General features: G+C 29.4%; 9 protein-coding genes. 4 read left to right on the forward strand and 5 right to left on the reverse strand.

Annotation, left to right across the window (positions count from 1 at the left end; all coding sequences use genetic code 11):
• Positions 1 to 3: 3 nt before the first annotated feature.
• Entirely contained in the window at positions 4 to 903 is a 900-nt protein-coding gene (locus ACXAHM_RS05330) for a helix-turn-helix domain-containing protein (protein WP_474959373.1), read from the reverse strand.
• A gap of 230 nt (positions 904 to 1,133) precedes the next feature.
• On the opposite strand from ACXAHM_RS05330, the gene ACXAHM_RS05335 reads away from it, so the two are divergent.
• A complete protein-coding gene (locus ACXAHM_RS05335; protein ID WP_474959374.1) occupies positions 1,134 to 3,101 on the forward strand; it encodes an FUSC family protein in 1,968 nt (655 codons plus the stop codon).
• 86 nt (positions 3,102 to 3,187) lie between these two features.
• Here the strand turns inward: ACXAHM_RS05335 and ACXAHM_RS05340 are convergent, their stop codons facing one another.
• The gene (locus tag ACXAHM_RS05340) at positions 3,188 to 3,421 is read right to left on the reverse strand and encodes a hypothetical protein (protein ID WP_474959375.1); all 234 of its coding nucleotides are present in this window, start codon (positions 3,419 to 3,421) and stop codon (positions 3,188 to 3,190) included.
• A gap of 442 nt (positions 3,422 to 3,863) precedes the next feature.
• On the opposite strand from ACXAHM_RS05340, the gene ACXAHM_RS05345 reads away from it, so the two are divergent.
• The 3 genes from ACXAHM_RS05345 to ACXAHM_RS05355 all read left to right on the forward strand — a co-directional run bounded on the left by ACXAHM_RS05345 (position 3,864) and on the right by ACXAHM_RS05355 (position 7,513).
• Positions 3,864 to 4,424, forward strand: coding sequence for a GNAT family N-acetyltransferase (locus ACXAHM_RS05345; RefSeq protein ID WP_474959376.1), 561 nt, complete (start codon positions 3,864 to 3,866; stop codon positions 4,422 to 4,424).
• A gap of 72 nt (positions 4,425 to 4,496) precedes the next feature.
• On the forward strand, positions 4,497 to 5,051 hold the full coding sequence (locus ACXAHM_RS05350) for a TetR/AcrR family transcriptional regulator (protein ID WP_474959377.1): 555 nt from the start codon (positions 4,497 to 4,499) through the stop codon (positions 5,049 to 5,051).
• Between the two features lie 128 nt (positions 5,052 to 5,179).
• Positions 5,180 to 7,513, forward strand: a complete 2,334-nt coding sequence (locus ACXAHM_RS05355) for a TonB-dependent receptor (protein WP_474959378.1) — start codon at positions 5,180 to 5,182, stop codon at positions 7,511 to 7,513.
• 264 nt (positions 7,514 to 7,777) lie between these two features.
• On the opposite strand, the gene ACXAHM_RS05360 is transcribed toward ACXAHM_RS05355, so the two are convergent.
• The 3 genes from ACXAHM_RS05360 to ACXAHM_RS05370 all read right to left on the reverse strand — a co-directional run bounded on the left by ACXAHM_RS05360 (position 7,778) and on the right by ACXAHM_RS05370 (position 11,796).
• Positions 7,778 to 8,725: a helix-turn-helix domain-containing protein gene (locus ACXAHM_RS05360; protein ID WP_474959379.1), complete on the reverse strand. Its 948-nt coding sequence runs from the start codon at positions 8,723 to 8,725 to the stop codon at positions 7,778 to 7,780.
• A gap of 480 nt (positions 8,726 to 9,205) precedes the next feature.
• Positions 9,206 to 10,174, reverse strand: a complete 969-nt coding sequence (locus tag ACXAHM_RS05365; RefSeq protein ID WP_474959380.1) for a helix-turn-helix transcriptional regulator — start codon at positions 10,172 to 10,174, stop codon at positions 9,206 to 9,208.
• Positions 10,175 to 10,287: 113 nt separating this feature from the next.
• The gene (locus ACXAHM_RS05370; protein WP_474959381.1) at positions 10,288 to 11,796 is read right to left on the reverse strand and encodes a CoA transferase; all 1,509 of its coding nucleotides are present in this window, start codon (positions 11,794 to 11,796) and stop codon (positions 10,288 to 10,290) included.
• Between the last annotated feature and the right edge of the window lie 8 nt (positions 11,797 to 11,804).

The following is an 11,804-nucleotide window of genomic DNA, read 5'->3' on the forward strand; positions in this document are numbered from 1 at the left end:
ATATCAAGCTTTTTTTCTAATTTGACTTGGACGTAAACCAAATTCATTTTTGTATTCTTTAGACAGATGATTAAGGTCTGTGTATCCAAATTCATATGCAATGTCAGTAATTGTCTTATTTGTATTCATTATTTCATTATGCACCTTTTGTATTCTTGTTATTTTATAAAACTGATAAATTGTTTGTCCAAAACAATGTTTAAAAATTTCCCCTATTTTCGATGAATTTATCCCATGTTCTTTTGCCAAATCAAGCAATACAGGACGTTCACGAATATTATCAATAATTTTTTGATGAATAGTATTTGCGACCTCAAACTCATTATCAGTATAGATATCATTATCTTCTTCAACAGTAATATTATTGAGGATATTTTTAGTCAATAAAGTCAATTCCTCTAATTTTATTAGATACCATCTATCATGATCTTTTTCAGTCAAGTTTTGTGGTGTTTTATTGAAGAATGTATTCTTCCAAAATAATAATTGTTCATCACCTTTATGATAAACAAAATCATTTACTTTATTCAAAACACCGTTAAGATAAGTAGAGATTAAGTTTTTATTTACATTCATCGTAACTCGTACAATCCGTTCTCCTTTCTTCCTTTCATATTCAATGTTGTCTGAGTCTTTCAATATTACCAATCCTGACGGTGTATTTAAACTAATTACCTTTCCATCAGATCTATTATAGTTGATATTATCTGAGTAAAAAATCACCGAATAATCATAATCTTGATCTGTTACAAATTTGACTTTAAAATCTTGCTTAGCAAGCACATCCATAACAACAATTCTAAAATCAGTGAACTCATTAATAAATAAAGTACCTCTTAATCGATCATTATCGAAAAATAATCTTTTTTCATCTACGGGTATCCCATTAAATGAATCTATCATATAATCATAATATGATTTAGAAGGATCCCTTTTAATATTTATATCAAACATTTATCTATTCTGTTTCTTTAAAGAAATTAATAAAATAACCTAATAGAGTCAATTATTTCTTGTTTTCAAAAAAACTAAAATAAAGAATTTACTACATGCTCCTAGGATATTACTAATCAATTAATTCTTATCTCAATACTTTTGTGCTAATAATTAGTATATCTATTCTCATTTCAATCATGGATAATCAAAAACTAAAAGAAGCAATAAAAGTAGCTACAGCATTCGTTATTGCTTATGGCCTTGCTTTAAACTTTAATTGGCTTGAACCAAAATGGGCAGGTTTCAGTGCTATTATAGTGGCACTTCCTACTCTAAACAATGATCAATCTTTGAAAAAATCTTTCTTAAGAATTCTTGGTAATATAATTGGAAGCATTGCAAGTTTAATAATTCTATCAGTTGCTTCTCAAAATAGATTTCTATTTATGTTTCTAATTGCTTCATGGGGATTTATAGCAACATTTATGATGTCATCGGACAAAGAAAATAATTATGTATGGTTTGCGATGGGAATCTCATGTTTAGTTATCTCCACTGTTGGACCAGCAGATTCAGGAGAAGTATTTGAACATGCTATATATAGAATTCTTGAAAACTTTTTAGGAGTAGGGTCTTTTACTATTGTTTCATTATTTATGTGGCGTAATAAAGATCAAAGAGACATAAAAAAAACTTCAGAAAAATTATTTAAGCTATCAGAAAAATTATATGTAGATATTTTTCATCAATTACCTAAAAAAGAACAATTAAATTCCTATAATCAAATAATTACGTTACAAGAAGAATGTTTGTCAATTCTAAATGTTCTCTTTTTTTCTGCTTACAATAGAAAAGAAATTAAATATTGGAAAATACTTATAGCTCAATCAAAAGCTTTATTACAAGAATATGTACAGTTAAATATTATTATTTCTCAATCAAATATTCAAAAAAATGAAGAACATGAATTATTATTCCAACAATCCTTATTATTACTAAAACAAATATCTGAAAATAATCATCAAAAAAACAATACCTTAATCGGTAAGAGTTTTTCAAAAAACAATGATATATTATTAGAGCAGTTACATAAAATATATAAGATATTAGAAGACATACAATTCCAAATTTCAACTGGTATTGGAGATAAATCTATGAAGTCTTTCTCCATAAAGTATACGCTTCCTAAATCATTAAATATCAAATTAAATCGTCAATATCTACTAGGGGCATTCTTTAGTTTTTTTACAATTGTAAGTAGTTATTTTATTTGGTTACTTATCAATCCTCCTGGTGGAAAAATGTGGTATATGGAGGCAGGAGCCATCTCATTTTTAGTTGGAAGCAAGCCTCAAATAAATCTAAGACTGATTCGTAAAAACTTTGCAATGATGTGTTTATACTCTATGATTATCTATGTATCTATACTTCCTAACCTTTCTAGTTACTATACATTAGGTCCTGTTTTGTTCATCATTTTGGTAATTGCATACTATAATATGCCTTCATCATCATATTTGGCCTCTGCATTTTGTGTAATGGTATTAGATATTACTAATGTTCAAAGTTATAATTTTGAAGCTATTGTTAATCAAAGTTTATTTATTGTAGGAATGTTATCATGGGTTCTGATCACTTCTTATCTTATGAGTGCTAGTCGTCCTGAAAAGGTATATCTTAACAAAGTGCAAAGATTCATAAAAAGTACTTCTTTACTAGTTAAGTATTCGAATACCAAATTAAAATGGTATCAATTCAATAAAAAAATAAGTTTAATTCTCTCAAAAGAAGATATTAATTCCTTTTCAGTTATCATCAATAAATGGACTTCAGCTATTCAAGATGATTATTTTGAAAACTGTAAAAAGAGTCAACTTGAAAACATCAATAATAAGTTACAAGCCATGTCATTAAGTATTGCTACATTTATTAAAAATGAAAAAAATACTAATAGATTTCCAATTGAAAATATTGTCAAGTTATCAGAACATATAGAACACAATATATTTTCTGATCAATTCTCTATTCTCCAACAAAATAATGAGATAACCCCTGATTATTCTATAAAAGAAATGTCCCTTGTTACACTAGAAGATCAATTAACTCAGTTCCAAGATGTTATTGCTACTACTAAGTTAAGGGACCTAAAAGAAGAAAGGTTTTAAACATAGCTATTCCAGATTAAAAAAAAGCCAGTACTTTGTACTAGCTTTTTGACGTGATTTCTAACGTTCAATCTTCTAATTATTTATTAACCCATTCCTTCTTTATCTTCAGAAACTTCTTCTTCATACTCCTCTCCAGTATCTAAATGGTTCATCTCCATAAGATTTGCAATTCGTTTAAGTTGGATTCCTTGAAAAATGGTACCAACAACGCCTGGATGTTGTGCATTCTTTTCACCCAAAGTACTTCTTATAGCTTCTTGTACCTCAGAGATTGCTTCTTTATAATCTTCAACAATTTCTTCATTAATGTTTTCCATCTTAGTGATTCAATTTGTGTTCTAATTCTTTAAGAACTCTAAGATAGATTCATGAAAATTGCATATAAAGAGATAGTAATGTGGATGCATTAATTTGATCTGGTTGAATGTATTTGATTTGGATATACATCTCAGCGTCCTTTCAAGATTGTATAAAAATTAAAAATGTACGTAGGAATAGCGTAAATACAGCGTGAAATGTACGTTGGATGTATTCTTAGGGTTGTATTTGGGGCGTAATCGAATTGTAAAACTGTTTTAAAATAAACTACCAAGGTTCAAACATTATTTTAAATCAAAAATGAATATAAATTATACAACAAAAATTATTAATATATATTAATAACATAAAGTTTTGACAACCTTAATTTTTCAGTGTCGATATTTTTAGTGTATTTACCGACTGATTAGTCAGTTAGTTTTTAAATTAATTTATACTACAATGAAAAAAGAGTCATTAAATTATCGCACTGATTCACAATCGGAAGAACACAAGAAACTTGCTTACCAAATTGAATTTGAAGCATTCAAAAATGCAGGAGGTATTTACGACGAAAGACATGCCAAATTGTATGGAGATCTAGCAGTAGACATGATCGAAGACGGTAGTTATTCAATCATTATCGAAGGTGTAGGACACGCATGTTATACACCAATGACAATTGACGAAGCACCACACCTTAAATGTTATATTATCGCACCTTTAGCAGTACTAACAGAACATCAAGGTAAAAAGCTTGCCACAAAATTGATGGAATATGCTGAAAAAGAATTACAACCCGACGTTGTATTCGTAGCAGGTGAAAAACACCATTATGGTAGAAGATATAGTACACCGCATAACATTGGTATTCCAGCAGAAACGCAAATGCCAATCGAAAACTGGTTTGCAAGAGAGTTAACTCCAGGTTGCTTAAATGGTATTACTTCTACTTCTACAGTTGAAGGTCCTTATAGTGATCCATACGTATGGAAACATCCATTAGAACAATTTGAGGATTAATTTTATCTTGATTAATTCAATTAGAATTATAGTAAAAATATAAAATCAATAGTATTAAATCATTTTTAAATTATGGATAAGAAAGAACTAATATTAGAAGTTGCCAGTAAGTTATTTTCAGAAAACGGATTCGATAAAACACCAGTATCAGTTATTTGTAAAGAAGCTAAGATTTCTCAAGGTTTAGTTTTTCACCACTTTGAAAATAAAAATGGTTTATTACGCACAATTTTTGAAAATACAACTAATCAAGTTGTCACTATGATTAAAGGACTTAACCGTTCTCAAACACCAATTGAACGATTAAACCACCTTGTTGACATGGCATTTGATTCTATGGCAAATGATAAATCTGAATTTAGACTTTATCTCAATATCATGTTCCAACCTTCAACAAGGACTATTCTTGATGACTTAATTAAAAAAAGGTTTGAACTTCTATTAGAGTTTCATAAGCAATTTTTATTTGATGAGTTGTCAGAAGAAGAAAAATCTTTATATAGTTACTTATTCATTTCCGAACTCGACGGTATAGGCATGAATTATATCTATGCCGATGATCAATATCCAATTCTTGGTATTAAAAAGGAATTTAGAAATAGATATTCATCATATCTCAATCAATAATCTTTAAATAGTTTTTATGTTGGTATAATTATAACTCATTTTACATTAAAAATTGACTGATTAATCAGTCAATACTATTTATTAAAAAAATAGATGCCCATATCTGTTTACCACTAAATTATACTAAAGTGAAAAATATAAGTTATATCCTCCAAATATTTTTATTCGTACTATTTTCATTTCAATTCTTTCCTAATACGTTCGCAACATCTACTAATAACAAAGAAGTTTTTGGAAAAGTAATTGATCAGGAATCCCTTTTGCCAGTAGCTTATGCCACAGTGGTTATTACAGATACGATTGGTCATACAATGTCTACAGATTTGACAAATGAAAGTGGTACATTTAGATTAAATATAGTAAAATCAGGTACCTACCTTCTATTTGTTCAGTTTGTTGGTTATAAAACTTTTCAACAAGAATTTAAAGTAATGACCAAGCAAAAAATAGACTTAGGTGTTATTCAACTTTCACATTCAATTGAACAGCTTGAAGAAGTAGTTATTTATGGTAAAAAAGTATTTATAGAAAATCACTCTGAGAAAACAGTATTTAATATAAGTGAAACAATGATTACTAGTGGAAGTTCTACCTCAGAAATTTTAAATACATTGCCTGAAATAAATGTTGGTGCAGATGGGAAAATATCATTAAGAGGAGATAACAATGTGAAAATTCTTTTAGACGGACAACCATCTCAATTAGACCTAAATCAAGTACTACAATCATTACCTAGTGATGCTATTGATAAAATTGAAGTGATTACTAACCCTACAGCTAAATATGATGCTGAAGGATTAACGGGAATAATTAATATTATAACAAAAAAAGAGACGAATCAAGGATTGAATGGAAATCTAAATATTTCTGTAGGTTCTAATAATAAATACTCTGGTTTTGTTGGGTTAAATTATAGAAAAAAGAAATTTAATTTCTTTACTCAAGTATATCAGAGTCACACAAATTTAGAAAGTACTACTCATTTAAATAGAACTTATACGGAGAGTACAAATAGTTTGTACCAATCTCAAAAAGAAAATAATTTTGATGGTTATCAGATGGTAAAAATGGGATTCGATGTACTTTGGGATTCTACTAATACTTCAACGTTCTCAGTAGACCGCTGGATATGGGAAACAGAAACCAGTAATTCATATACAAATGAATATTTCGACGAAGATCAAAATAGTATTTCATTAGAGGATCAAAAAGGAAATAATTACAACTATTCAAAAGGATATAATTTTAATTTTAATCATAAAAAAGACTTTAGAAATAGTGTTTTAAAAATTGATCTTTTTACAGAGTTGGGATACTCTGACATGAGTTTAAGTTCTGATCAAGAACAAGACAATATATGGAATCCATTAAAGAAAAATACTACTTATGCAGAATGGGGAATTACTACTTTACAAGTAGATTATAATTATAACTTGTCAAAACATTCGACTTTAGAAGTAGGATATAAGTTTCATGGAATGGTTGCAGAAATGAACCTAACTGAGGAAAATTATTCCCTAAATGAGACCCTTACTTATAAGTATCCTAACACGAGTTTTCAAAATTCATTTTACCTAACTTATAATTTAGAACTTGGAAAAGCTCAAATTATAGCAGGATTAAGAGGTGAGTTCTCAAATACAATAAGTAGTATACAAGGAGTATCTTCCTTAGATAGTACATATACTATGGATTATAAAAGCCTTTTTCCATCATTCCAAGTTCAATATCAATTAGGAGATAATGGAAGATTAGGTTTAGGTTATTCAAGAAGAATCAAAAGACCAGAAGATATACAATTTTTACCAATGGAGACTTCAACAAATCCAAAAAATATTGTAGAAGGTAATCCAGCATTACAGCCTACATATACTAATTCTGTAGAGGTTTCTTATGGTTATTCAGGTGAAGGACCTTTTAAATTTACCACCACAATTTACACACGAAAAAGTACAGATATTATCAGAAGCGTAGTGAATTATGATACTTCAAAAGATCTTACAGTGACTACTTATGAAAATTTAGATGAAGCATTAAATATTGGTTTATCTCTTTCAGCAAGTTATTCAATGTTCAATTGGTGGGAGTGGAACGGTTCTGTAGACCTTTATTATTTGTCGATTAATGATAAAAACTATTTTATTCCTAGTAATGCACCTCTTCTTAATTATTCGTTAAAATTAAACACTAGTATTTCACCTTATAAAGGAATAAATATTCAGCTTTTGGGAAGATTTATTGGAGAACAGTATGATTCTCAACGAATAATCGCACCATCGTTTGGGGTAGACCTTGCTATCAAAAAATCTATTTTAAAAGACAAAGGAGCATTAAGTTTTAAAGTAAATAACCTTATCAATAGTGGAGAACAAAAAACAATCTATGGACAAGAATTCACCGATTATCAAGATTACCAAAATGAATCTCCTATTTATCGATTAGCATTTTCATATTCATTTTAATGAATGAAGGCACATAAAAACGAAGTTAAAATTCTCTTCCTAGTAACATCCCTGTAAAGACACAATGCATTTGTGTCTTTACTTGTGGATATCTCGAAAGTGTTCGTTTTTAAATAGTATTAAGTTATTTTTTTACAAAGGGTTCAATATTATCTAAGACAATAAATTACTTATGAATTTAACTTCACTGACGCTAATCATCTATCTAAAAGTAGAATTAAAATGTTTGGAGTAAAACCTACTCAATTAAGACAAAAGGAATAATTATTTTCTAAGATCTGATGGACTTACATCGTATGTTTTCCTAAATTCTTTTGATAAGTGATTGATATCGGTATACCCCAATTCATACGCAATTTGACTCAAGGTTTGATCTGAATTCATAATCATTTCTCTGGCCACTGTCATCCTATTCCTCTTATAATATTGATAGATAGTTTTGCCATAAGTATATTTAAAAACATTACTAAGCTTTACAGGGTTTAAACCATATTCTTTTGATAAATCACTAATTACGGGTTTGTAATATACATCACTATCAATTTTATTTTTTATTTGTAAAGCCACATCAAATTCATAATCATAGAATGCATTCGAATCATCTTTATCTGAATTTTCAATAATATTGTTCTGAATCAGAATAAATAGCTCATTCATTTTACATTTCGCCCAAGGGGTATACAAACCTTGCTGAAAAGATGAACTTGTGTGAGTAAAAAAGATTTCTTTCCAACGTATAAATTTACTACCACCAACATTTACAGAGTAATTTTTTACTCGTGAAAAACTCAAATTCATTTGCTCTGAAAAACTCTTTTTGTCACAATAAATTGCTACTGATGTTACTTTCTGTTCTTCGCATACTTCAGCTTTAAGTGTATCATTTTTTTTGACAAGAATAAAACCTAATGGACATTTAATTTCAATTGTTTTTTTCTCTTTCTCATGTTCATAAATATATGGCACAGGAAAACAGCGTAATGAATAATCGTATTTCTGATCGTGTTCTATAAAAACAGAATAGTTTTTTTTTATTTTTAAATTAAGAACCACAAAACGCATCTCTTTATTTTCATAGATAAAAACTTCACCCTTGCCAAAGTCATTATCCACTTTGATCAAACAATCATCTAAAAGTGTTCCTCCAAAAACATCAATGAAATACTTTTGGTAATTTTCATATCTCTTCTTCTGAAAAGTAAAGGTTCTCATAATTTAATTCTTTATAGGTTTGTATAGAAAATACAAAAAAAATAATTGAACAGTAAAATTGCTCCATAATCAATTATAAAGTCTATTAACTGAATACTATACTTTTATCACATCAGTATTAATAACTTTAATTTCAATACATTATCAGTAGTTTTAAAAGGTCTATCTAAAACGCTTCTATTTTAGAAAAAATGATTATCATTGACAATGAACTCATCTTTTTCTATATATTCTAAATGCCAATGAATCCCTAAAGGAATCATTTTACTAGAGATATATCTAAAACTTCGATTTTCGCTTTGTTATCGAGATATCAAAGAGCTACTATCAATTCTTAACATCATTCTAGATTAAAATTAAATCTGCTCTATTCGTGTAGTTTAGTTACCTTGATTAAATCATTATTTTAAATCTTTGACTTAAAGTAGATCTATGACCCTTTAAATAATTTATTAAGTATTAATACAAAATTATACAGGACTAATTCATCACTGAATACTGGTAATATTCCAAATATTTACTTGGAGCTAAACCAAATTGCTTTTTAAATGAAGAAGAGAAGTGTTGAAAATCATTAAAATTGTAATCATAGGCCAATGATTTTATAGTATATTTTCCTGTGATAAGCAAATCACGGCAGATTATTAATCGTTGTATGGAGTAATATTGATAGACTGTATAGCCAAATACTTTTTTAAATAATTTCTGTAATACCTTGATATTTAAACCTACTTTCTTTGATAATTCCTCAACAGATGGTGTTGACTTTAAATCACTCATAATACAATCATGTGCTCTGAATAGTGCCTCGTATTTTACATTAGGAATTTCTTCAGTGAAGTATTCCATTTGATCTTGTTCTTGCTCAAACATATTCATGAGTATGAGCACCAATTCCTTGGCTTTAGCGAGGTAAAAATGATATTTTAAGCTATCGCTATAATCTTTGGTTTCAAGGAAATCCAAAGTATAATGTTTTAATTCATCTCTTTGATGAAAATAACGAAAGAAATGAGTTGATTTTTTATGGAATGCTTCTACTTTAGGATTAGGGAATATCTCAAAAATATCATCGGAATAATAAATAGTACATTGAGAGGCCAATTGTCCTTTTAATGCTTGACCTCTAGAGCGGAAATCTTTACTTGTAATATTCAATCCATATTTATTTACCTTTTGCAAATCACCATCCCCCACCACAACATCTTTATTGGGGTTGAAGAAGGAGGATTGATAGTTAAAATGCGAATATTCAGAAAAATCTAAATCCCATTGATAATCCTGCTTTAAAATAAAATGCATTATTCTGACATAAACATTGGGGTAAACTTCGAAAAAACCAATATACCCATCCCCAAATGTATTATCCAGTTTAAAAAATCCTTCTTGCATTTCTTGGGCTTTATAAGTGGTACATATTCTTTCTTTATGCCATTTAAAATCTTTCATTGAATAATTATATATTCCTCTTTAGTTGATCTACATACCTAAATTAGCTCTTGAAAATAAATAAAAAAAGGATACCTCATTTAAGATATCCTTTATTAATATAAAAACTGATTTTACTTTAGATCGAATACCGTAAAATCTACTCCATTGTATTCTTCAGTATTTCTAATTTCTTCAAAACCCTTCCAACTAAGAGGTGCTGCACCGTTAGGATCTCCACTATATCTTGGTCCAATGGCTAATTCAGAGAATTTTATTTGTAATGGAAGAACACTCATTTCACCAAGAGGACCTTCAGGAGTGGTCCATAATGGCATTTTAAATTCTTCTTTTAATGTTCCTCCCAATCCAGGATTACTTAATAAAGAAGTAGGAAGTTGTTGAGCAGTCAAATACTCATCATCAAATAGACCGAACTCTTGTAACCAATCTGCATTTCTAGATAACGATACTTTAACATGATAACTACCTCCAAACTTTGCTCTTCTTCTTAATGCTTCTATAATTCCAATACTTACCTCTAAACCACACATTACATCATTTAGTAAATAGGTAGGAGGGTTAATAGGTTGTTCAAAAGAACCTTCATTTACATTAAACCCTGTAACAGCCTGACCATGTTGTTCAAATCCACCTCTATCTACCCAAGGACCACTAAAACCGTAGGCTCTTATATCAGCAAAGATGATATTAGGATTGACTTTTTTCACTTCTTCAGGAGTAATCCCAAATTGTTCTAGATGTAAGTATCCATTGATCATGACATCAGCATCTTTAATTAATTCCCAGAACTTATCTTTCATTTCTGGCTCTCTGAAATCTAACCAAGCACTTCTTTTTCCAGGAATTGTATCCATTTCCATAACTGGAGGGTTTGGCATATTAGGAGATAAAATCCTTAATACATCAGCACCTGCATCCGCAAGAAAACGTGCTCCTACTGGTCCGGCATATATGTGTGTATTATCAATCACTTTAATACCTGAAAGTGGAAGATTTGGGTTTTCGGTATAAGGTTTCGGTGTGCTATCACCCATCATTTCAATCTGAATAAGATCATCTTTTAGTGTGAAAGGGTATTGTTCAGTAGCTTTCCATTCCTCTCTTGTTCTAACCATAGCACAAGCCGCTCCTGCATCATTCATCGCATTTTCAAGATCAATGGCATTCCATTGCCCCACTGCTTCTTTAAATGCCTCAGCAGTAGGCCTTGCTTTTAAAACTTCACTTGCCTTTTGACGTAAATGTGGTAATGAAGCAACAATAAATACCCAACGATTATCTTTTGTTTTAAAGAAATCAGTGGTCTCTACCATACCCATATCATCATAAGGCACAGTCACATTGTTTTGTTTGGTATACATGATTGCAGCAAGTTGACTTACTGCCTTTTTAACATCAATTTCTATATCCTGATTAATTCCTGTTCTATCTTTCCAAACCGAAGCCAATTCCATTCCTAGAAGAGATAATAATACAGCAGTAGCTTCTCCAATATGGTGTCTAGAAGCAACAATTGGATCTTTACCAATTATATTTATTTTTCCTCCGAAATTTTTTTCAGATAATCGTAATTTAGATGATAACTGTTCTAAAGCTGTTTTTAAAGTCAGGTCTTTCATTTTGAATA

Source organism: Flammeovirga sp. AWQ4_249 (genome assembly GCF_056161045.1).

Coding starts and splice junctions, on each gene's coding strand:
- ACXAHM_RS05345 (WP_474959376.1), top strand. CDS start 3,864: ATGAAAAAAGAGTCATTAAATTATCGCACTGATTCACAATCGGAAGAA.
- ACXAHM_RS05340 (WP_474959375.1), bottom strand. CDS start 3,421: ATGGAAAACATTAATGAAGAAATTGTTGAAGATTATAAAGAAGCAATC.
- ACXAHM_RS05350 (WP_474959377.1), top strand. CDS start 4,497: ATGGATAAGAAAGAACTAATATTAGAAGTTGCCAGTAAGTTATTTTCA.
- ACXAHM_RS05335 (WP_474959374.1), top strand. CDS start 1,134: ATGGATAATCAAAAACTAAAAGAAGCAATAAAAGTAGCTACAGCATTC.
- ACXAHM_RS05370 (WP_474959381.1), bottom strand. CDS start 11,796: ATGAAAGACCTGACTTTAAAAACAGCTTTAGAACAGTTATCATCTAAA.
- ACXAHM_RS05360 (WP_474959379.1), bottom strand. CDS start 8,725: ATGAGAACCTTTACTTTTCAGAAGAAGAGATATGAAAATTACCAAAAG.
- ACXAHM_RS05365 (WP_474959380.1), bottom strand. CDS start 10,174: ATGAAAGATTTTAAATGGCATAAAGAAAGAATATGTACCACTTATAAA.
- ACXAHM_RS05330 (WP_474959373.1), bottom strand. CDS start 903: ATGATAGATTCATTTAATGGGATACCCGTAGATGAAAAAAGATTATTT.